The 20,393-nt window shown below is 35.9% G+C and carries 20 protein-coding genes; 11 read left to right on the top strand and 9 right to left on the bottom strand.

All coding sequences use genetic code 11. From position 1 onward, the window contains the following. Window positions 1-73: 73 nt before the first annotated feature. The 5 genes from ACTJIP_RS07890 to dnaA form a co-directional block, all read right to left on the bottom strand. Complete coding sequence (locus ACTJIP_RS07890) at window positions 74-1,876, bottom strand: lytic polysaccharide monooxygenase (protein ID WP_440704326.1); 1,803 nt, start codon at window positions 1,874-1,876, stop codon at window positions 74-76. Window positions 1,877-2,363: 487 nt separating this feature from the next. Then, a complete protein-coding gene (locus ACTJIP_RS07885) occupies window positions 2,364-3,062 on the bottom strand; it encodes an SAM-dependent methyltransferase (protein ID WP_077415036.1) in 699 nt (232 codons plus the stop codon). 4 nt (window positions 3,063-3,066) lie between these two features. After that, on the bottom strand, window positions 3,067-3,567 hold the full coding sequence (locus tag ACTJIP_RS07880) for a nuclear transport factor 2 family protein (RefSeq protein WP_077415038.1): 501 nt from the start codon (window positions 3,565-3,567) through the stop codon (window positions 3,067-3,069). 2 nt (window positions 3,568-3,569) lie between these two features. Beyond that, window positions 3,570-4,022, bottom strand: a complete 453-nt coding sequence (locus ACTJIP_RS07875) for a low molecular weight protein-tyrosine-phosphatase (protein WP_077415040.1) — start codon at window positions 4,020-4,022, stop codon at window positions 3,570-3,572. 97 nt (window positions 4,023-4,119) lie between these two features. Beyond that, complete coding sequence (gene dnaA, locus ACTJIP_RS07870) at window positions 4,120-5,574, bottom strand: chromosomal replication initiator protein DnaA (protein ID WP_077415042.1); 1,455 nt, start codon at window positions 5,572-5,574, stop codon at window positions 4,120-4,122. A 136-nt stretch (window positions 5,575-5,710) separates the two neighbouring features. Here dnaA and ACTJIP_RS07865 point away from each other — a divergent pair, with 136 nt between their 5' ends. The 5 genes from ACTJIP_RS07865 (at window position 5,711) to ACTJIP_RS07845 (ending at window position 11,185) form a co-directional block, all read left to right on the top strand. Next, on the top strand, window positions 5,711-6,124 hold the full coding sequence (locus tag ACTJIP_RS07865) for an acyl-CoA thioesterase (RefSeq protein WP_077415044.1): 414 nt from the start codon (window positions 5,711-5,713) through the stop codon (window positions 6,122-6,124). Window positions 6,125-6,365: 241 nt separating this feature from the next. Then, the gene (gene pheA / locus ACTJIP_RS07860; RefSeq protein WP_440704325.1) at window positions 6,366-7,214 is read left to right on the top strand and encodes a prephenate dehydratase; all 849 of its coding nucleotides are present in this window, start codon (window positions 6,366-6,368) and stop codon (window positions 7,212-7,214) included. A 364-nt stretch (window positions 7,215-7,578) separates the two neighbouring features. Beyond that, entirely contained in the window at window positions 7,579-8,289 is a 711-nt protein-coding gene (locus ACTJIP_RS07855; protein ID WP_077415048.1) for a hypothetical protein, read from the top strand. Between the two features lie 111 nt (window positions 8,290-8,400). Further along, a complete protein-coding gene (locus ACTJIP_RS07850) occupies window positions 8,401-10,632 on the top strand; it encodes a DUF2339 domain-containing protein (RefSeq protein WP_077415050.1) in 2,232 nt (743 codons plus the stop codon). A gap of 115 nt (window positions 10,633-10,747) precedes the next feature. After that, on the top strand, window positions 10,748-11,185 hold the full coding sequence (locus ACTJIP_RS07845; RefSeq protein WP_440704324.1) for a hypothetical protein: 438 nt from the start codon (window positions 10,748-10,750) through the stop codon (window positions 11,183-11,185). 48 nt (window positions 11,186-11,233) lie between these two features. Here the strand turns inward: ACTJIP_RS07845 and ACTJIP_RS07840 are convergent, their stop codons facing one another. Beyond that, complete coding sequence (locus ACTJIP_RS07840) at window positions 11,234-12,511, bottom strand: replication-associated recombination protein A (protein WP_077415054.1); 1,278 nt, start codon at window positions 12,509-12,511, stop codon at window positions 11,234-11,236. Window positions 12,512-12,612: 101 nt separating this feature from the next. On the opposite strand from ACTJIP_RS07840, the gene yidD reads away from it, so the two are divergent. Together yidD and lgt are read left to right on the top strand one after the other, a co-directional pair. Beyond that, complete coding sequence (yidD, locus tag ACTJIP_RS07835; RefSeq protein WP_047423501.1) at window positions 12,613-12,864, top strand: membrane protein insertion efficiency factor YidD; 252 nt, start codon at window positions 12,613-12,615, stop codon at window positions 12,862-12,864. Window positions 12,865-13,307: 443 nt separating this feature from the next. Further along, window positions 13,308-14,171, top strand: a complete 864-nt coding sequence (gene lgt / locus ACTJIP_RS07830) for a prolipoprotein diacylglyceryl transferase (protein WP_077415870.1) — start codon at window positions 13,308-13,310, stop codon at window positions 14,169-14,171. Between the two features lie 120 nt (window positions 14,172-14,291). Here lgt and ACTJIP_RS07825 read toward each other — a convergent pair whose 3' ends face one another. Further along, window positions 14,292-15,809, bottom strand: coding sequence for an NAD(P)H-hydrate dehydratase (locus ACTJIP_RS07825; RefSeq protein WP_219072442.1), 1,518 nt, complete (start codon window positions 15,807-15,809; stop codon window positions 14,292-14,294). Between the two features lie 245 nt (window positions 15,810-16,054). On the opposite strand from ACTJIP_RS07825, the gene mscL reads away from it, so the two are divergent. Next, on the top strand, window positions 16,055-16,432 hold the full coding sequence (gene mscL, locus ACTJIP_RS07820; protein ID WP_077415058.1) for a large conductance mechanosensitive channel protein MscL: 378 nt from the start codon (window positions 16,055-16,057) through the stop codon (window positions 16,430-16,432). A gap of 75 nt (window positions 16,433-16,507) precedes the next feature. On the opposite strand, the gene ACTJIP_RS07815 is transcribed toward mscL, so the two are convergent. Beyond that, a complete protein-coding gene (locus ACTJIP_RS07815) occupies window positions 16,508-17,467 on the bottom strand; it encodes a D-2-hydroxyacid dehydrogenase (RefSeq protein WP_077415060.1) in 960 nt (319 codons plus the stop codon). A gap of 86 nt (window positions 17,468-17,553) precedes the next feature. Further along, window positions 17,554-17,964 (bottom strand): LNS2 domain-containing protein, encoded by a 411-nt coding sequence (locus ACTJIP_RS07810; protein WP_077415062.1) that lies wholly within the window; start codon window positions 17,962-17,964, stop codon window positions 17,554-17,556. A 318-nt stretch (window positions 17,965-18,282) separates the two neighbouring features. Here ACTJIP_RS07810 and idi point away from each other — a divergent pair, with 318 nt between their 5' ends. The 3 genes from idi to gcvT are packed head-to-tail and all read left to right on the top strand — an operon-like array spanning window position 18,283 to window position 20,350. After that, on the top strand, window positions 18,283-18,792 hold the full coding sequence (gene idi / locus ACTJIP_RS07805; protein WP_077415064.1) for an isopentenyl-diphosphate Delta-isomerase: 510 nt from the start codon (window positions 18,283-18,285) through the stop codon (window positions 18,790-18,792). After that, window positions 18,792-19,265: a hypothetical protein gene (locus ACTJIP_RS07800; RefSeq protein ID WP_077415066.1), complete on the top strand. Its 474-nt coding sequence runs from the start codon at window positions 18,792-18,794 to the stop codon at window positions 19,263-19,265. The genes idi and ACTJIP_RS07800 overlap by 1 nt, the downstream gene beginning before the upstream one ends. 8 nt (window positions 19,266-19,273) lie before the next feature. Next, on the top strand, window positions 19,274-20,350 hold the full coding sequence (gene gcvT / locus ACTJIP_RS07795; protein WP_180565539.1) for a glycine cleavage system aminomethyltransferase GcvT: 1,077 nt from the start codon (window positions 19,274-19,276) through the stop codon (window positions 20,348-20,350). Window positions 20,351-20,393 lie beyond the last annotated feature (43 nt).

Here is a 20,393-nt window from a genome sequence, read left to right as displayed (position 1 = left end):
AGCTGTTAAATATTTTTATAATTTCTGACAAGAAAAAGCCGCCTTATCACAAAGACAGCTTTCTTGGTTTTATTTACTTCCTGATGGTTTTAGTAATACTGTTTCCATCTTTATAAAGGATTTTCACAAAATATATTCCAGACTGAAGGTGGCTGATATTCATATTGTCCTTTCCTGGATTCATAAAGGTCATTATCTGATGCCCTTGAGGAGTAATGATATCTACTCTCTTTATTTTGCTGTAATAACTTTCAGGTGCAAAATTGATCAAATGCTCAGATGCTATTATTGAAAGATCATTTTCTTTATTGATAAGACCTGATGTTTTGTAGCTTTGTCCTTCATTACAATCATTTAAAACTTTCCATACAGCGTTATTTCCCGGTGCTTCTCCCGGATTCGCATACCATTTGTTTTCCCATATCTTGCAGGCATGGAATACCTTCGTTCCTGCTGTTGGATAATTTTTCACCGGATTATATTCCTGTGCTCCACAATAAGTAACCGGACCACTTGATTCACAACCTGAACCTTCGGTGCATACACTTACTTCCTCCCATACCATATTTGTCCCCGGAAGTTCTCCCGGATTTGCATACCACTTATTTTTCCAGATTTTACAGGAGTAGAAAACTTTCGTTCCGGCTGTAGGATATGCATTGGCAGTATTATACTGCTCTACCCCACAGTAGGTTTGGCCATTACCCGGCATAACTTTCTTAGTTCTTACTTTTAATTCATTACTCATATCAGAGAGCTGATCATTCATCGCAACAGATCTTACTGTATAACGATATTCTGTATCTTGTGCTAAGCCGGTTCGTAAAAAGCTTGTTTGCACAGTCTCTCCTACTTTGATTCCATTTTCAAACACTTGGTAATTTTTGATGCCTTGTGTATGCGTAGAGGTCATCCACATAAGTGACACGGAGTTCTCGGTAACGCTCATTGAATGAAGGTTATATGGCGCTGTAGGTTTTTCAGGAATATCTTCACCGTTCGTTTTTACATTGAGTGGTGTACTTTTCCCTGAAGTGAGTCCTGAAGAACCTTTTGCCTGTATTTCATACGTATAAACCGTATTAGCAGTCAAGCCGGTATCTTCAAATGTTGCAGCACTTACCTGCTGAATATTCTGTCCATTACGGAAAACGTTATATGAAACGGCATCTGACTGTGGATTCCAGCCTATTTTAGCAGAAGAACTGGTAACTCCAAGCTGGGTTAATCCTGTAGGAGTAGCCGGTATAGAAACTCCTGTCCCGGATGTTACGTTAACATCAATTACATTATAAAATGCATTGGCAGTATCTGCTACATCCCAAACCGCTAAAATAATATGGTAACCTGTACGGTTTGCAGGAACTGTAATCTGATGGGAAACATTATCCTGTGGTGGTGTACCATTATGCACAACTGTACCAATGAGTTCAAGATCTTGGCGAGAAAGAGGTTTACCAGAATCCCAGCCTTGTTTTGTCATATAATAATGCCATTTTGCGGTTGCATGATACGCCAGATATTTCCAGATAAAGGCATTCACACCGGTGGTGATATTTGTTTTCTTCCATCGGTCAGCTGTTTGAATATCCAGTGTAGTATCTCCGCCAATACTTCCATTAGCAGAAGCGATCTTTCCGTCTATAGGACCGGATGCAGGGAAACCTTTTGGGGCTTCCAGAGATCCTGGCTCATTAATTACTGAGCCATATTTTCCAAATGCTACAGAATAGCCGAGCGCAGCCTTATCAAGACTTCCCTGATATCCTCTTGAAGCAGGACTCAGTACATATCCGTGTGCGGACAGATGAATTAAAGAAGGTACCAGTATGGCCAGCATCAGCAATACCGGAAAAAAAATTTTACGTGTAATCATATTTAAGTATTTGGTGTTGAGTTTATTTGATCAATTTTATACAAAATTGAATTCTAAAATTATCGCCTTCTTTATAATTAAAGAAACACGAAAAATATTAGCTTAAATCTACGAAAACAGTTTAAATTATAAAATTTATAATAAAAATTAAATTAAATAACAAAATATAGTTAATATTATAAATTAATTTACAAATTTACGCCCCATAATGCATTATATATAATTATATAATTAGAATATTTTACACCATGAAAATACAATAATTTACATAAAAATTATCACACATTGTTGAAATAATGTCAATTTAAGTCCATATTGAATAGCTGGAAGAATAAAAGAGAAGTTCAGAAGAAATCATAATTATAACATTGAAATCTCTCTTCAAATAAAAAGAAAAAGGATCTGAGAAATAATTCAAAATACCTTTCTGGTTTTCAAACAAAAAAAATACTCCTATGCTTAGATTGTAAAGCTATAGGAGTAAAGTTTATTTCCCAAGTACGAATACCGCAGGAATTTTATGAAGTTCCGGCTTCTGTTTCTGCCAGTCTTTTATAGATTTTGTTTTGATGAATTCATGTTCCGGATCGTTGATATTGGCCGCAATACACAGCTTGGTATTAGGTGATAAAAACTTGCACAAATCTTCAAAAAGCTGATTGTTTCTGTAAGGTGTTTCCATGAAAATCTGTGAATATCCGGTTTTCTGAACAAGGCTTTCAAGATTTGTGATATGCTTCTTTTTCTCTCCTTTATCAATAGGAAGATATCCATGGAAGGTGAATTCCTGTCCGTTGAATCCGCTGGAAATCAAAGCAAGTATAATGGATGAAGGACCTGAAACAGGGATTACTCTGATGTTTTTCTCATGGCACCATTTCACAATCAGATTTCCGGGATCTGCAATACAAGGCAATCCTGCTTCTGACAGCAATCCGAAGTCATGGCCTTTCAGCATCAGTTCCTGAGCTTCTTTAATATCTGCATTTTCTGTATATTTATCTAATAAAAACAACTTCAGATCAGCCTGCTTCTTTTCCGGAGCAAAAAATTTAACAACCTTTCGAGCTGTTTTCTCATTTTCCACAAAGAAGTAATCTGTCTGCATGATATAATCCTTCAAAACAGGTGAAAAGTGGTTGATAGAAGTGTTTTCTGATAAGTAAGCAGGGAGTAAAAAAAGCATCGTATTATTTTTTAGTTCTTTCGTTTAATGAAGGTTGCGGGAAGTATTTTGTAAGATCCATAGAAAAGGTAACGGAAGTGATCTTCCAGGTTCCGTTGATCTTCATCAGTGTCCAGATCTCCTTTCCCCAGTTTTCCATTTTACCGTCGTACCAAAAGCTGTAATCGAAATTGGCAGAAGCTATTGCTCCATCTTCCACGATCTTAATATTGTCAAATTTCTCTTCAGATTTGTCATCTTTAAAACTTTGGATAAAAGCCTTATAGTCATCTGCAAAGTAATAGTCTGCCTTAGGATTTTTCTCAAGGCGTTTGGCCTGTGTTCTGTCTTTGTAAATTCCGGTCCAGAGTACAGGTTCCTGAAATAAAGAGAGATATTTGGCTTCATCTCTGGATTTAATGCATCCCATAAAGTCATCCATTACTTTACGGATCTCAATTTCATCTTTGGTTTGGGCAAAAGAGAAATTAAAGCTTACCAAGAGGAGTAACAGCAGTTTTTTCATAATTATGATTGAGATATTTGGTTCTTGATAGCATCACATCCTCTATCCAGCAGCTGAAAGACCTTTTCAAAATCGCTCATATCTCCCCAATAAGGATCCGGAACCTCAGCATTTTCATGATCTCCCAATACTTCCAGAAATAAAGATACTTTCTGTCGTTCTTCTTCATACCTGGTTTTAGAAACCACATCTTGTAATACATCAATATCCATACAGTAGATCTTATCAAAGGTTTCAAAATCCTTTCTGGTAATGGGTCTTGATCTCTGTTTTGAGATATCAATATTATGGTTGGCGGCAGTTTTAATGGCTCTTTTGTCTGGATACTCCCCTTCATGCATCGAAATGGTTCCGGCTGAATCTACCACAAAGTTTCCCGGCATCTTTGTTTTCATAATTCCCTCTGCCAAAGGGCTTCTGCATATATTCCCCAGACAAACCATTAATATTTTCATATTCTATCTATTTAAAAAGAGTCTTTGTTCTAACAAAACTAAATAAAAAATGAAGAATAAAACTATCCTTCATTTCAATTTATTTTGTTCAACAATGTTATTGTTTGATTCTTTCTGTAAGGTCTTTTACGTACTTCTTGATTTCTTTATCAATTTTCGATACATCTTTGATCGTATCACAAGCATACATTACTGTAGAGTGGTCTTTCCCTCCCATTTCTTCACCGATTTTAGTAAATGTAGAGTTGGTGAATTCTTTAGAGAAGTACATGGCAAGCTGTCTTGGTAATGCAATCTCTCTTTTTCTTGTTTTTGACAGTAATTGTTCTTTTTTGATTCCAAAATAATCACATACAACTTCCTGGATGTAAGGAATGTTGATGATCTTTTTCTGGTTGGCAGCAATCCTGTTGATGGTCTCCTTAAGCAATTCAAGACTCAGGTCTCTCTTGTATACGGTAGAGTAAGCGATCACAGAGTTAATTACTCCGATAAGTTCTCTTACATTGGTTTTCGTTTCCACAGCAAGGAAGTCAAGCATATCTCCCGGAAGAACAATTCCGTCTCTGCTTAGTTTATCTTCAATGATTTGTCTTCTTGTAGATAAATCCGGAGATTTGATTTCTGCAGAAAGTCCCCATTTGAAACGGGAAACAATTCTCTCCTGAATATCCATAATATCAGCAGGAGCTTTATCTGAAGTAAGGATAATCTGTTTTCCGTTCTGATGCAGATGATCAAAAATATGGAAGAAACTATCCTGTGTTGCTGATTTTCCTGATAAGAACTGAATATCATCAATAATCAGTACGTCAACCATTTGATAGAAATTTGCAAATTCTGTCTGCTTATGTGCTTTGGCAGCAGAGATAAACTGCTGGATAAACTTTTCAGAAGACAGATAAAGGACTACTTTATCAGGGAACTGATTTTTTACTTCAAGCCCCACAGCTTGTCCTAAGTGGGTTTTTCCAACTCCATAACCTCCATATAAGAATAACGGGTTGAAGGCAGTTGCTCCAGGTCTTTTTGCAATGGATCTGGCTACAGTGGCTGCAAATTTATTGCTTTCCCCTTCTACATAACTATCAAAAGAATAGTCAGGCTTAAGGTTAGAATCTATATTTACTTTTCTTATTCCAGGAACTACAAAAGGATTTACAATATTAGCAGAGAATCCTTGTGGCATTGTTTCCTGTGTTTTCGGAGTAGGAACACTTTGTCCCTTGATGTTCATGGTAACTGGTTTTTCTTCACCTTTTGGTCTGTTTTCCATCACAGAATACCATAATTTCACTCCTTTTCCAATATTTTTCTTCAGGGCAGCAGAAAGTAAGGACAGGTAATTGTCCTCTATATATTCCTTGTAAAAATCGCTCGGTACGATAAGCGTAAGGTTGTTTGCTACTAATGAAAGTGGCTGCACCTTATCGAATAACATATCGAAAGATTTTTCAAGTTTTTTCAGGTCAGAATTGTCTTCAGCTGCGTTCAGGTTATCACGCATAAACTGAAGGCATTTCTGCCATATCATCATTAAATTGTCATCCATTTTTTATGCCCCGATTATTCTTTGTTTGTACTGTGTTTAGAAGGAAGACAAAGGTCCAATTTTTTCTTTTCAAAAAAAAATATTGCAGGTATTGATTATTTAAAAATATATTTGTATGTATAATTTAGCACCTAAAATGATACATACAACACACTCAATACGAGTACGTTACGCAGAAACAGATCCTATGAAATACGTATACTACGGCAACTATGCAACATACTTCGAAGTGGGGAGAGTTGAGCTCTTCAGAAGCATAGGAATTTCATACGATGAAATTGAAAACCAAGGAATTTGGCTTCCTGTTTCGGACTATAAAATTAAGTATATCAGACCAGCTTTGTATGATCAAAAATTAGAAATCCATACTTATGTTAAAAAAATTCCAGGAGTAAGAATCGAATTTGAATATGAAATTTACAATGAAGAGCATATTAAAATAACAGAAGCTTCCACTACTCTATTCTTTCTGGATGCAAAAACCAACAAGATTATTAAGTGCCCCGATTTTCTGATGGAAATGATAGAGAAGAACTGGAAAGGAGCTTAGATGATAGGAATTAGGTTGCAGGAACCAGGGAAATTTTCTGTGAAATAGTAATAAAGATTTTTTAAGGTATAAGAAACAAGAGCCAAGATTTAAGATATTCGGATAATAACAAAACCGTTCAACCGGGAACAAAAAAGAGCAATCAGTAACATTAAACCCAAAACCTTGAATTTTGAACTCTATTTATGAATTAATTCGCACCTTTGTACCTTTATTTTAATCATCCCTTATATATTATATTATGAAGATTGCATTTTTGGGACCTCATGCCAGTTTCACCCAGCTTGCCGCAGCCCAGTTGTTTCCTGATGAAGAGTTATTACCACAAGCCAGTATTCTGGATTGTTTTAAGGCTGTTGAAAACGGAGAAGCAGTAAAGGCTGTTGTACCTTTGGAAAACTCTATTGAGGGAACGGTTTCTATGACGCTGGATTATTTATATAAAACCTCGTCTATTAAAATTGAAGCAGAAGCGGTAATGCCTATTGCGCATCACCTGATGATTCATCCGGAAAATCCTATTGAGAATATTGAAAGAATATATTCACATCCACAGGCCCTGGCACAGAGCTTCCATTTTCTGGATACACATTATAAGGAAATTCCGAAGCAGGATTTTTCTTCTACAGCTGCTGCTGCGAAATTTGTTTCAGAGAATAGGGAGACTGCTATTGCAGCAGTTGCCAACCAGTTTGCCGCCAATTTATATGGACTGAAAATCATCAACCGTAATATTCAGGATTTCGAACAGAACCACACCAGATTTATCATTATCTCTAAACAACAGAGTACATACCAAAATAACAAGCTGGAAACTTTAGGAGAAAAAGCAGGAATGCTGATCACGCTTCCGGAAGATCATCCAGGTGGGCTACATCAGGTTTTATCGGTTTTTGCATGGCGAAAGATGAACCTCAGCAAAATTGAATCCAGAACATTAAAGACAGGACTGGGCAATTATTTCTTCTTTATTAATGTAGAAGGACCCTGGAAAGAAGTCTTACATGGAAACGCCCTCAAAGAACTGGAATCTATCCATGCTAATGTTGATTTTCTTGGAAACTATAAAGAATTCCTCCTGGAGAGCTAGAAAAAAGTAGATAAATACACTAAAAACACTGCCATTAAAGCAGTGTTTTTGCTTTTAAACCTATTAAAAACGAGAAAAAAAAACAATTTATATAGAGAAAAATCAGGTGTCCAACATCTTTCTTTTATCACAAAAATAACCCACACAATGGAGAGAAAATTCCATCTTTAAACACCTTATAAACAGACGATTAATTAATAGTCAAATATAATAACTCGTAATTAAATTATGTAATAATATTACCCAAAATACAAACATATGTTTAAATATATTACATCATATTAATGTTAAAATTATAAATTTCACAATGATGGGTATAATTTTTATTGTATATTTGCTAAGCAACTAATTAAAAATCTTGATCATGAAAACCAAACTTTACAGCTTAATGTTAGCATGCGCAACCCTACCTTTATTTTCGCAAGTTGGTATTAATACAGCTACTCCATCCGCAACCCTAGACGTTAATGGAACACTGAAAGTTAGAGATACACCCGCAGCTACAGCATTACCTGGCTATCAGGTTTTAGCAATTAACCAGGGAAGTACTCAGGTTTACTCTGTAGATCCTGCGCTGTTAATAGCCGCATCAGGAACCAACACTACGGTATATGCAGCAAAAAAAACAACCGGTATCAACCTTTTGAGTGTGGGAGTTTTCCCTGCATCCTTCCAGCCTGTCAACTTTGTAGCAGCTGACCGAAATATAGGTAGCGCAGCTTTATTTACAGATACTGACGGTTCTTACACCATCCCATCTACAGGAGTATATGCTATTGGATTTGCATTCAGATATGGTACAGGGCTACAGGCATCATTATTATCAGGAGGGCCGGGAATTGGAATCGCAAGAACCAGAGCAGCAGTGTCAACAATAATAGACACTCGCCCTTTCAGTGGTATTAATCTTGCGCTAGCAATCAACCTAACACTTTCTGACTCCAGCATCAACTCTTTATATTCATTCCAGGCAGGAGATAAAGTCTCTTTTGGACTTGTAGATTCTGGTGTTATTAATGCAGGCCTTCTAGGATCCAGTATTGCATCATTCTACATTTACAAAGTATCCAACTAGTAAAACATATTGTTAGTTATCTATACCATTTAACCCATCACAGTATAAGTGATGGGTTAATTTTTTAAATAGCTTTTCAAACATTTCTTTATATTTGATAAAACTAATGAAATGAATGAACTTGTTGCTGTCATCATACTTATAGTAATCTTCATCATTTTCAACAATCTGAATACTAAAATCAGAAGACTTGAAAAGGAAATCTCGGACCTTAATCATAAAATAAATAAGGCTCCGGCTCAATCTGAAGTGATTCATCAAAAAAACTCACCGGAAGAAACTATTGTTCCTCAGCAAGTACAATCTCATCATATTGTTCCTGAAGAAACAAAACATGGGGAAGAAAATGAAGAAATCCTAACATCAGCTCAAAAAGACTGGCTGGCTCCTGTTTTTGATTTTTTAAAACAAAATGCACTTACCATCATTGGTATTTTTACTCTTGTTCTCGGAATCGGTTATTTTGTGAAGTATGCTATTGATAAAAACTGGATTGGAGAAACAGCAAGAGCAGGTATTGGTTTTTGTACCGGAGCAGGAATTATTATTACAGGACATTTCCTCAGAAAGAATTATACAGCATTTGCCTCTATTATAACCGGAGGCGGAATTGCTGTGTTATATTTCACGGCAACCATTGCTTTCCGGGAATATCATCTTTTTACACAAAATACAGCTTTTGTTATCACCGCACTGATTACAGCAGCATCCATTATCTTATCCTATTACTATAAAAGTGAAGTCTTAATTATTTTCTCTTTAATAGGAGGCTTTAGTGCTCCTTTGATGATCAGTACCGGGCAAAGTAACTACCCTTTCCTTTTTATTTACCTGACTCTTTTAAATATTGGAATGCTGGTTGTCTCTTTTCTTCAACACTGGAAAAGCGTGGGATGGACTGCCTATATTTTTACTACCGCTTATCTATTTTATTGGACGAATGTGAGCCCTGAACTTTTAAGTATCACTTTCTACATGATCAGTTATGTGATTTTCTACCTTTTTGCTCTGCATGATTACATCAGGAAAGGTATACTTTCAACATCTGATATCTTAATACTTGCTTTTGCTAATTTTTCGAGTGTTCTGGGACTGTTCTATATTTTCGATACTTTAGCCTATGAACCTCCAATTATTTTTCCGCTTGTCTTTGCTGCAGTCAATTCTATTCTGCTCTTCAGAGAATATGGGCGCAAAAACTTCGGAATTGCTTATTCTGTATTTGCAGGACTCGTTACCAGCCTTATCACCATTGCCATCGCTATTCAGTTTAAAACCCATCTTATCACCAGTATCTGGGCCATAGAAACTACCCTGCTTCTTTTTATCTGGAAAAAAACAGGTCATAAAATTTTCAAGATTTTCTTTTACATTCTTTTTCCATTGGTTATGATCGCTCAGATTGTTACCTGGACAGAATATCTGGGAACAACAAATTTTAATATCATATTCAATCCTCCATTTATCACCAGTTCGTTTACCATCATTTCTATAATGATCAATTTATACTTGTTAAGAAATACAGGAAAAGAGTCACAGGAAAAAGTTAATACCTTTTTTGAAGACCTGGTTACCGTGGTGAGCTATGGAGTTATTTATTTAAGTCTTCTTTTTGAGCTTACCTACCACGTTTCAGAGATGCCCTGGTCAGCAATTGTCAGCATAGGACTGCTATTCAGTATTTATTATCTATTTACATTACTCCTTTTCAGAAAACCGCTGAATATCAGAAGTGATGTTCAAACCGTTCTGATTTATCTGTTTTTCTTTCTGATAACTCTTAATACTTCAATTTCTACACTACCCGTTGTCACGGCTGTTTTAACGAAAAAACTTCATTTAAGCTTTTACCTACTACATCTGCTTCAGTGGATTCCTTTTATATATGTAATTTCTCGAATCATTCCGTCATCTGAATTTCATAAAGTCAGAATTTCTTACTGGATCCTGTCTTTGGCACTTATCATTTCCGTAAGCTGTGAGCTTCATCATTCTTATGTTTTAATGGTTTCCAATGACATTCCTCATTCTTATGAAGCAAGCGCACACTTCAATATTCTCTACCTTCCTATTATATGGACTATTCTTGCCAGTATTTTTATTTATATGGGGCTGAAAAAGGATATCCAGGAATATAACAAGGTTGGTTTCGCATTGATAGGGCTCATGGTTTTAAAACTCTACGGTTATGATGTATGGCAAATGGATAATATTTCAAGAATCAGCGCCTTTATTGCGCTCGGAATTATCTTATTATTAAGTTCTTTCGCTTTCCAAAGACTGAAAAATATCATCAGAAACATGGTTGATAAAAAAGACAAAAGCGAGGAAACTACAGACTGATACTCAAGATAAAAGTTTTTATTATAAATAAAATGTAAAACAATCTAAGATTTCATTCACATTTTATAAAAAATAACTATATTTATCACGTTTTTAACAGTTACATATTCTGATTATGAAAAAATTACTCTACTCTTTTTTAATACTCTCTTCTGCTACTTTATTTGCACAGCAAAAAAATCCTGCTGTGAAGTTTGCAGTCGCTGACAACGCCGTCGGAACAATAGAATTGTTCAATGCGAAAAAGAACGTATTGCAGGTTTCTAAAGTATACAATACTCCGGCAAGTCTTCCCCAAAGTTTAAAAAAATACAGTTCTGTTTTTACAAAAGGGGTGACTGAATACAAATTCAAAAACGGAGAAAATATACTCGACAGAATGGCATTATCCAATATGAATGCTCAATATAATCTTCCGGCAGACAATCCGGTATTTATTGAAGGTTATGAATTTACAGATACCAGCACAATGATCTATCCTGAGATCAAGAAAAGAGCAGAAACAAAAGATTACAACGGTAAGAAAACATTGTTTATCTATACTACCGAATAACTTGAATAATATAAAAAGGATGCCGTTTTTCAGTATCCTTTTTTATTTTTAATATTTATTGTTCCATTTTTTCTTAAGCTCCTCATAAATCTTCTTTTCCGTAGAGTTATTACCGGGCTCATATAATTTCACATCCCTGATTTCCTCAGGAAGAAAGTCCTGTTCTACAAAGTTTCCTTCATAAGAATGGGCATATTTATATTCTTTTCCGTAATCCAGATCTTTCATCAGTTTTGTAGGAGCATTTCTCAAATGAAGCGGTACCGGCAGATTTCCGGTTTGCTTCACCAAAGCCAACGCTTCATTAATGGCCATATAAGCAGAATTACTTTTAGGAGAAACTGCAAGATATACAGCTGTTTCACTTAATATAATTCTCGCTTCAGGATTCCCGATGACATTGATCGCCTGAAAACAATTGTTGGCAACCACCAGCGCATTCGGATTAGCCAATCCCACATCCTCAGCAGCCAGAATAAGCATTCTACGGGCAATAAACTTAATATCTTCTCCGCCGGCAATCATCCTTGCCAGCCAATAAACAGCACCATTAGGATCACCCCCACGCATTGACTTGATAAAGGCTGAAATAATATCATAATGCTGCTCTCCGTTTTTATCGTACAGCGCCATTGTTTCCTGAAGAACTTCAAGAACATCAGTATTGATGATTTCTTTGGTGTTTGAATTTTTATATTGATTCAAAACCAATTCTATAGAATTGATTAACTTTCTGGCATCACCGCCCGAATATTGAATGAAAGCTTCTTTTTCAAGGATTTTAAAATCAGTCTCTTCATCTTTATTATATCTTTCAGAAGCAATATCAATCAACTCCTCCAGTTTTTCATAGCTCAAGGCTTTTAAAATATAAACCTGACTTCTTGAAAGCAATGCTGAAACCACTTCAAAGCTTGGGTTTTCCGTAGTCGCTCCTATCAGAACAATCCAGCCTTTTTCTACTGCATGCAGCAGCGAATCCTGCTGGGATTTATTGAAACGGTGAATCTCATCAATAAACAGGATGGGAGATTTCCCTGAAAACAGATTTTGTTTTCTGGCATCATCAATTACATCCCGAACATCTTTTACTCCGGAAGAAACGGCAGAAAGTTTATAGAATTTTCTTCCCGACTGCTCTGAAATAATTTCAGCCAATGTAGTTTTCCCGGTTCCGGGAGGTCCCCAGAGAATCAGCGAATTCAGGGTGTCATTTTCAATCATTTTTCTGATTGTTCCTTTATCGCCGGTAAGATGTTCCTGCCCCAATACATCGTTCAGGATTTTGGGTCTTAATTTTTCAGCTAATGGAATATTTTGATTCAAAGTAATTCTTTTTTTAAGATCAATGTTCCGGACTTTTGATCACCGAAACTTATAACAAAATTAAACTAATTTTCATTTTTTTACCCTATTTTTGCATTGTTTTGAAACTTACATTCAATAAAATCATTACATTTCCGCTGGTAATTTTGATAAAATTTTACCAATGGTTCATCTCGCCCTTACTTCCCAAAAACTGCCGGTACGAGCCCACCTGTTCTCATTACATGATTGAGTCTCTTCGGGTTCATGGGATCTTTAAAGGATTCTGGCTGGGATTTAAAAGAATTTTAAGATGCCATCCGTGGGGAGGCAGCGGTTACGATCCCGTTCCACCCAAACATAAATGTCAATAATCAAACTATTAAATCAATAGAAAATGAATACTATTTTTTTCAGAATTTATCTTGTGCTGTTTGCGTTCACAACGCAGCTTCTTTTTGCACAAGAATACCCTGGGGGTTTATCTGACGGAACTTTAGATATCAACGGAAACAATGTTCCGGTAAAAATCTATTCTACCACAGAAATGGGAGACCTGACCGCTTTTCCGGACAGAGCCATTAACAATAATGTTGTAGTTATCCTTAACGGATCCAGCCTTGAACCTGCTTATTATAATTATGCGGCTTCAGCATTGGCAAGATTCAAGGATTCCAAATATCAGTTTTTTGATAAAAATTTCAAGCTGATAGACGCTCCTGCTACCCAGGAAAATGTTACAACATTCAAATATGCGGTAAAATCTGCAAAACCTATCACAGATTCTGATAAAGTAGAACTTGAAACTTCATTTAAAATATGGGATCCTTCAAAAGGTCTTCATATCGGCTCATTCACGCTTCACTTTTATAGTTTGATGTTTGTATTTGCATTTGGTTTCGGATATGTTTTAATGACCAGAATCTTTAAGATTGACAATATTAACCAAAGATACCTGGAACCTCTTTTCACATGGACTTTAATTGGAACAATCCTTGGAGCAAGACTAGGACATGTTATTTTTTATCAGCCGGAATTATTTAAAGAGGATTTCTGGAGTGTATTTTTACCCATAAGCACAAAAAATGGTTTTAAATTCACTGGATTTTCAGGACTGGCAAGCCATGGAGCGACTATTGCTTTGATTTTCACCACTCTTTATTATTCATTTAAAATCATCAAAAAAAATCCATTCTGGGTATACGACAGATTAGGTATTGTAGTAGCTTTAGGAGGTGCTTTTGTAAGGATGGGAAACTTTTTCAATTCTGAAATCGTTGGTAAACCTGCAGATCCAAACTCTCCTTTTGCCTTGCTTTTCCCACAGCAAAGCAGTGAATATGGTCTTACCGTACCCCGCTATCCAAGCCAGCTATTCGAAGCTGTAGGGTACGTTCTTCTTTTCATTTTATTATGGATACTTTACAGAAAAACAGATAAAAAATATCAGCAGGGATGGTTATTCGGTTTGTTCTTTATTATTCTTTGGGCCATCAGATTCTTTGTTGAGTTTCTTAAAGAGCCGCAAGGTGACGAATTCATCCAGATTGGAGGTCTGAATACAGGCCAGGTACTTTCTATTCCGTTTATGATTGCAGGAGTTGTTATTATGATCATTTCCAAGAAATTTAAGATCACTCCGGAAGAAAATGAGAAACCGGAATATATTGAAAAAGCATAAGCACACACTGGAAACTGAAAAACTCCGGTTTTAAGATAAAAAAGGCAAATTTGTAGCGCTACAAATTTGCCTTTTTCTTTTTAAGTCTATTTTAAAAAGCCATTCAGCTCATTTATTCTGTTACAAGCTCTTCGCAACTTTCGTGTTCAGCTCCTCAAAAACATTTCCGAATTCACCAATAACATCTGTAGGAAGCATAGATTCTTTTGAATATTTTTCTGAAGCAAGATCAGCCGATCTCCCGTGAAACCACACCCCTAAAATACAGGTTTCTTCTTCAGAATAACCCTGCGCTAAAAGTGAGGTCAGAATTCCGGTAAGGATATCTCCACTGCCTCCTTTCGCAAGACCTGCATTCCCGGTTATATTGTAAAATACATTTCCCTCCGGAGTAATAACTTGTGTATGATGATCTTTCAATACAATATAAATACGATGTTCTTTTGCTTTTTCTCTGGCCAGGTCTAGTCTCTTAAAAGAATTTTCCGTACTTCCGAAAAGCCTTTCAAACTCTTTCGGATGAGGAGTAATGATTGATTTTTTTGGGATTAATTTTAAATTTTCTGATTTTTTAGAAATAATATTCAATGCATCAGCATCCAGAACCAACGGGCTTGTATAGTTTTTCAGAAAGCTCAGAAAACTTTTTTCAGTTTCTGAATGAGTTCCCAATCCAGGTCCTATGCCGCAGATAAAATCTTTATCTACCTCTAAGCTGGTTACAAACTGCTTTCCTCCTGCTATAAACATAGCTTCCGGACATGAGGTCTGCAGTATCTCATATCCACATTCCGGTGCCAGCGTAAAGGTTAGGCCAGCTCCGGTTTTTAAGGCCGATTGTGTAGCCAGAACAGCAGCACCTATTTTCCCGTAACTTCCTCCTATGATTGCAGCCTTGCCATAGCTTCCTTTATGAGAAAACTCCTGTCTTGGCTTGAATACAGATTCTATCAGCTGATCATCAATGATAAAGTATTCCGCATCAGTTGTATCAGCATAGGTTTTGCTTAAGTCAATATCCAGTACTTCCACTTTTCCGGTATATTTTCCGGTTTCGGGATGCAGGAATGTTCTTTTCCAGCATTGAAAAGTCAGGGTATAATCAGACTTCAGAATAACTGGATCATTGTCAAATATTTCATCTGCAGACAACCCGGAAGGAACATCAATGGATATTTTAATATTCTTTCGGGCGTTCAGCTGCTCAACAAGTTCTTTGTACTCACCTACCAATGGTCTGGATAAACCTGTTCCGAAAAGAGCATCAATAATGATTGTTTTATCATCAAAATTATAGTGTTCACTCTGATCATATTTTCTGACCGAAATTCCTGACAAATCACGGAGTCTTTTCAAATTAACCAAAGCATCTTCCGAAAATTTCCGTTTGGAATCACCTATAAATACATCTACATCAAAGCCTTTCAGGTACAGTATTCTCGCTACCGCCAATCCATCTCCTCCATTGTTTCCGTTACCACAAAATACGGCCAGTTTTTTATGATTTTTACAGTGTTCCGAAATCCAGTGGGCTGCAGCCATCGAAGCTCTTTCCATCAATTGGATGGATGAAACCGGCTCATGGGAAATTGTAAAATGATCCCAGCTGCGTATCTGTTCTGCGGTAAAAATCTTCATAAGTAAAACAAACTTTTAAGCAAATTACAAAAGATTTTTCATTATGATGCCACCTCAATAATAAAAATAGGGAGACCTCATGAATGAAATAAAGGATCTGTATAATGCTAAAATATTCATTAAACCTAATTCTATGAATTCATCATAAAACTCAATGTTTTGGGAATAAAAAACTATAAAAATTAGTGTTTTTTACATTTTTAAATTATATTTTTGTGTATATACTAATTAAAAAAATATAAATTATGGGATTTGTTAAAGAATTTAAAGAATTTGCCTTTAAGGGGAATGTTCTCGATCTGGCTGTCGGTGTTATCATTGGTGCAGCTTTTGGTAAAATTGTTTCGTCTTTAGTGGAAGATGTAATCACTCCTCTGATACTAAACCCGGCATTGAAAGCAGCAGGTGCAGAAAACATTGCAAAACTTTCATGGAATGGTGTTGCATACGGAAACTTCGTTTCTGCTGTAATCAGTTTCCTTTGTATTGCTATGGTTCTTTTCTGGATTATTAAATTTGCGAATAAAGTGAACAAAAAAGAAGCTCCAGCTCCTGCAGGACCTACTGAAGATCAAAAATTACTGACAGAGATCAGAGATTTATTGAAAAGCAAGAATATATAATCTGTAATCTCACAACAGTTTAAAAATAAAAAAGCACCTCCATAGAGGTGCTTTTATTATATCATTTCAAATTAATTATTGAATCTGTAAAATACTTGAAATCTGCTCAGCCAGGGAAAGTCCTATCCTGTCCTGTGCTTCAAGAGTAGAAGCTCCTGTGTGAGGGGTAAGAGAGATTTTAGAGTGACTAAGGATTTCTTTAGAAGGTGTTGGTTCATTAATGAAAACATCTAATCCTGCAAATCTTACTTTACCGGAATCCAATGCCTGAATCAACGCTGCTTCATCAATAACTCCTCCTCTGGAACAGTTGACAACAGCTACTCCGTCTTTCATTATTTCAAATTCATTCTTGCCAATCATATAGCCTTCTTTCTGAGCCGGAACATGCAGCGTAATAAAATCTGAATGTTTCAAAACCTCCTGTAATGGTTCTGTTTCTATATCAACATTGATAAATTGGTTGTTATAAAACTTTACTTTAATGCTGGCTTTTCCTACATTATTATCAGCTGCAACCACTCTCATCCCTAGTCCTAAAGCAATCCTGGCTACTTCCTGGCCAATTCTTCCCATCCCAACAATACCAATTGTCTTTCCTCTCAGTTCGATACCGGCAGCATATGCTTTTTTAAGACTTCCAAATTCAGTATCTCCTACCAAAGGCATTTTTCTGTTGGAATCCTGAAGAAATCTTGCGCCGGAAAATAAATGGGCAAAAACAAGTTCAGCCACTGATTCCGAAGAAGCTGAAGGAGTATTGATCACGTGGATTCCTTTTTCTCTTGCATAGTCTACATCAATATTATCCATACCTACTCCACCTCTGCCAATAATGTCTATAGATGGGCATCCGTCAATAATATCTTTTCTTACCTGCGTAGCACTTCTCACCAATAGAGTTCGGATTTTGTGCTCGTTAATATAATCTACTAAAAATTCCTGTGAAACTTTTGTAGTGATCACCTCAAAGCCTTTTTCTGTCAATGCATCTATTCCAGATTGATCCAGGCCGTCGTTTGCTAAAACTTTCATAAAATATCGAGTATATTAAAAAATGAAAGATTTAAAAATTAAAGGAACTGATTCACATTTAATCTTTAAATCTTTGAATTATATTTTTATTCGCCGTCTTCTTTGAATACTTCAATGGTCACTTGCTTTTCTACCAAATCTGTAAATCTTCCTTTGTATCTTGTAGCTCTTACCAGGTGATTATCTATCCAGTGATAATTTCCTCCTCTTGGTTTTCCGCAAAGTACGCTGTGGTATTTGAAGCCATGCTTATCCAGCCAGTCTATGGTGATTTGTTTCAGATTTTCGGTTCTTGAAGTAAAAAAGCAGATCTGATGCCCTTCATCATACCATCTGTTGATAGTTTCCAACGCATCAGGATAAGGTTCGCAGGTCACCATTCTTTCCGGTTCTTCGTTGGGAACGTCATCTGTAATGGTTCCGTCGATATCTATTAAGTAATTTTTTATGTCATCCTTTAGAATAGGACTAATGTGTTCAATGTATTCTAATTCCATTACTAAATATTAAGTAACAAAGTTAGCGTTTTTACAACTATCAGGCACGTTAAACTTAGTTTATGTTAAAAATATACTAAAAAAACTATTATTTAAAGAATTATATCAATATTTTATTAGTCATTTCATTACAAATAGTTAAAATTTTTCGTTTTGATATTTCTTTTTATGAGTAATATATAAAGACAGATAAAAGGGGCAAAAGTGAATTTGCAGATTTGCCTGTAAACATTCTCTGCCTTCTCAACATTATTACAAAAAGCATGATGTTTATCTAAAAATTTCCAAAATACATTTATTACTCTTACATTTGTAGGAATGGAAGAATTTGTCGTTTTAGTAAATCCTGAAGATGAAGTTTTAGGGCTGATGGAAAAACAGCAGGCTCACATCAATGGCCTGTTACACCGTGCTTTTTCTGTATTTCTGTTCAACAGTAAAGGAGAAATGCTTCTTCAGAAAAGGGCTTCAGGCAAATACCATTCTCCCAATCAATGGACCAATGCTGTGTGTTCACATCCAAGACATGGGGAAACCTATAAGGAAGGAGCAATACGCAGATTAAAGGAAGAACTCGGAATTGAGGCAGAACTTTCGGAAAAATTCAATTTTATTTATAAAGCAGATGTAGGTAGCGGCCTTTGGGAGCACGAGCTGGATCATGTATTTGTGGGAAACCATGAAGCTGATTTCAATCTGAATAAAGAAGAAGTGGAAGATGTAAGGTTTATTTCCCCGGAAAATCTGGACAGAGAAATCTCTGAACATCCTGAAAACTTTACAGAATGGTTCAAAATCATCCTCGAAGAATATAAACACCATTTTTAATGATGAAAAAAATATTGCTTTTTTCTGCAATTGTAACGGGAAGTCTGTTTTTTGCCCAAAAAGCAAAAGTATACGAAAATTCCAACTACTCTATTAACGTTCCTGACGGGTGGAAATCTACGAATGACAGTGAGATCATCAATATTTTTCCTACCAGCCAGATTGGGGCTATTACGATTTCGGAATATCATGATTTAGCACTTTCAAAAGAAGAAGTTAAAAAATTCATCCTGGCACTTTATCAGTCACAAGATCAAGTAAACAAAGTAAAAGATAAAAGGAGCCAAAAAGGATATACAGAATATCTATATGAACACTTTGATGAAAAAGAGAAGCTGTTCTGGATAACCAAAGTTTTTCAAAAAGACAAAAACTTATATTTAGTTTCCATCAACTGTGGCCAGAAATTCTGGAACGGAAACTACATGACCCAATTCAATGAGACTTTTAACAGTTTTAAAATAAAGAAATAAAATTAAATATGAAGAAAACAGCCTTGTACGACAAACATGTTTCTTTGGGAGCTAAGATCGTACCTTTCGCGGGTTTTGAAATGCCTGTTCAATATTCAGGGGTTACAGAAGAGCACTTTGCAGTAAGAGAAAAAGCAGGATTATTTGATGTTTCCCACATGGGACAGTTTTTCATCGAAGGGCCGGGTTCAAAAGATCTTTTACAGTTTGTAACGACCAATAATGTAGATGCTCTGGAAAATGGAAAAGCTCAGTATTCTTGTCTTCCAAACGAAAACGGAGGAATTGTAGATGACCTTATCGTTTACAAAATGGAAGATGACAAATATTTCGTGGTTGTAAATGCATCTAACATTGACAAAGACTGGAATCATATTTCAAAATACAATACTTTCGGGGCTAAAATGAATAATGCTTCTGATGAGATGTCATTATTGGCAGTTCAGGGGCCTAAAGCAACGGAAATCCTTCAAAAGCTTACAGAGGTAAATCTTTCAGAAATTCCTTACTACCATTTCACAGTGGGAAGTGTTGCAGGAGAAAATAATGTGATTATTTCAAACACCGGATATACAGGAAGCGGTGGTTTTGAGATTTATTTCAATAACGAAAGTGCTGAAAAACTTTGGGATGCGGTAATGGAAGCAGGTAAAGAAGAAGGAATTATTCCTTGTGGATTGGCTGCCAGAGATACTTTAAGATTAGAAAAAGGGTTCTGTCTTTACGGAAATGACATTGATGATACTACTTCTCCTATTGAAGCTGGTTTAGGATGGATCACTAAGTTTGATAAAGACTTCGTTTCTAAAGATACTTTCGCAAAACAGAAAGAGGAAGGTGTTACAAGAAAATTAGTAGCTTTCGAACTTACAGACAAAGGAGTTCCAAGACATGATTATCCTGTAGTAGATGCTGAAGGAAATGTAATTGGAAAAGTAACTTCAGGAACACAGTCTCCAATGAAGAAAATCGGTTTGGGTCTTGCGTATGTAGACAAGCCTCTTTTCAAATTAGGATCTGAAATCTTTATTCAGGTAAGAAACAAGAACATTCCTGCAAAAGTGGTAAAAGCTCCTTTTGTATAATTGTTCAAGAAGATATTGACAAAAAAAGGATGTTCTCTACTTT

It is taken from the genome of Chryseobacterium sp. 22543 (genome assembly GCF_052044565.1).
In the GTDB taxonomy this organism is placed as follows: Bacteria; Bacteroidota; Bacteroidia; order Flavobacteriales; family Weeksellaceae; genus Chryseobacterium.
Note: the sequence above shows the minus strand (reverse complement) of the source record. Positions and strands in the feature narration are given on the sequence as shown.

Excerpts from the sequence above, each read along its gene's own strand:
- ACTJIP_RS07810 (WP_077415062.1), bottom strand. The coding sequence starts at position 17,964 with ATGGAATTAGAATACATTGAACACATTAGTCCTATTCTAAAGGATGAC.
- ACTJIP_RS07825 (WP_219072442.1), bottom strand. The coding sequence starts at position 15,809 with ATGAAGATTTTTACCGCAGAACAGATACGCAGCTGGGATCATTTTACA.
- ACTJIP_RS07845 (WP_440704324.1), top strand. The coding sequence starts at position 10,748 with ATGAAAAAATTACTCTACTCTTTTTTAATACTCTCTTCTGCTACTTTA.
- pheA (WP_440704325.1), top strand. The coding sequence starts at position 6,366 with ATGAAGATTGCATTTTTGGGACCTCATGCCAGTTTCACCCAGCTTGCC.
- ACTJIP_RS07885 (WP_077415036.1), bottom strand. The coding sequence starts at position 3,062 with ATGCTTTTTTTACTCCCTGCTTACTTATCAGAAAACACTTCTATCAAC.
- ACTJIP_RS07880 (WP_077415038.1), bottom strand. The coding sequence starts at position 3,567 with ATGAAAAAACTGCTGTTACTCCTCTTGGTAAGCTTTAATTTCTCTTTT.
- mscL (WP_077415058.1), top strand. The coding sequence starts at position 16,055 with ATGGGATTTGTTAAAGAATTTAAAGAATTTGCCTTTAAGGGGAATGTT.
- idi (WP_077415064.1), top strand. The coding sequence starts at position 18,283 with ATGGAAGAATTTGTCGTTTTAGTAAATCCTGAAGATGAAGTTTTAGGG.
- dnaA (WP_077415042.1), bottom strand. The coding sequence starts at position 5,574 with ATGGATGACAATTTAATGATGATATGGCAGAAATGCCTTCAGTTTATG.
- ACTJIP_RS07890 (WP_440704326.1), bottom strand. The coding sequence starts at position 1,876 with ATGATTACACGTAAAATTTTTTTTCCGGTATTGCTGATGCTGGCCATA.
- ACTJIP_RS07855 (WP_077415048.1), top strand. The coding sequence starts at position 7,579 with ATGAAAACCAAACTTTACAGCTTAATGTTAGCATGCGCAACCCTACCT.
- ACTJIP_RS07850 (WP_077415050.1), top strand. The coding sequence starts at position 8,401 with ATGAATGAACTTGTTGCTGTCATCATACTTATAGTAATCTTCATCATT.
- ACTJIP_RS07865 (WP_077415044.1), top strand. The coding sequence starts at position 5,711 with ATGATACATACAACACACTCAATACGAGTACGTTACGCAGAAACAGAT.
- ACTJIP_RS07875 (WP_077415040.1), bottom strand. The coding sequence starts at position 4,022 with ATGAAAATATTAATGGTTTGTCTGGGGAATATATGCAGAAGCCCTTTG.
- ACTJIP_RS07815 (WP_077415060.1), bottom strand. The coding sequence starts at position 17,467 with ATGAAAGTTTTAGCAAACGACGGCCTGGATCAATCTGGAATAGATGCA.
- gcvT (WP_180565539.1), top strand. The coding sequence starts at position 19,274 with ATGAAGAAAACAGCCTTGTACGACAAACATGTTTCTTTGGGAGCTAAG.
- ACTJIP_RS07800 (WP_077415066.1), top strand. The coding sequence starts at position 18,792 with ATGATGAAAAAAATATTGCTTTTTTCTGCAATTGTAACGGGAAGTCTG.